Source organism: Sulfurimonas sp., from assembly GCF_027056685.1.
In the GTDB taxonomy this organism is placed as follows: Bacteria; Campylobacterota; Campylobacteria; order Campylobacterales; family Sulfurimonadaceae; genus Sulfurimonas.
In genome coordinates this window covers 2127-2844 of record NZ_JALUKE010000153.1, presented here as the reverse complement: position 1 = coordinate 2844, position 718 = coordinate 2127, and the positions used below count along the sequence as shown (strand labels likewise).

The following is a 718-nucleotide window of genomic DNA, read 5'->3' as shown; positions in this document are numbered from 1 at the left end:
TCTGGAATAACAAAGCAGAAGTTTCAAATTAGTAAGCGTAGGAATGTGTATCATTTTTCTGTATTTATAAAGGCAAAAATAGTAAAAGTTAAGGCATACGGTTTTAGTATTGCTAGAATGGAGATAAGTTTTACTACAAAAGATTATAAAAATAGAGTGATAGCCACAAATCTCATACATATTGATGGTCAATCTTCACAAGATTATAGTGTAGCACTACAAGACCTCGTAAAAAAATTAAACGCAGAGATAGAGAAAGAGGGAATCTTCAAAATATTAAACTTAAATATTTATTAACTGTTTACTTCCAAAGAATATACTTACAACATAACTAGTAAGTATAAAAAGAGAGGTAAATAAAATATGATTAATAAAATTAAAGAAGTTAAAGAAGAAGTAGCAAAGGTTGTTGTCGGTCAGGAAAAAATGGTTGATTCTCTACTTATTGCACTTTTATGTGAAGGGCATATTCTCATCGAGGGTGTCCCTGGACTTGCAAAAACTACAACAGTAAATGCTCTTTCAAAAGCACTTGGTTTACACTTTAAACGAGCACAGTTTACACCCGATCTTTTACCATCAGATATTTTAGGTGCAGAGATTTATGATCCACAAACAAATCAGTTTAAAATCAAAAAAGGCCCTATTTTTACAAATCTTTTACTTGCCGATGAGATTAACCGTGCTCCAGCGAAAGTGCAATCTGCTTTACTTGAAG

At 31.8% G+C, this 718-nt stretch carries 2 protein-coding genes; both read left to right on the top strand.

All coding sequences use genetic code 11. The features are described 5' to 3' along the window. The coding region (locus tag MVY38_RS06585; RefSeq protein ID WP_297484546.1) for a hypothetical protein at window positions 1–297 on the top strand (297 nt) is incomplete at its 5' end. Window positions 298–363: 66 nt separating this feature from the next. Further along, window positions 364–718: AAA family ATPase (locus MVY38_RS06580; protein ID WP_297484544.1), on the top strand; the 355-nt coding region annotated here is incomplete at its 3' end.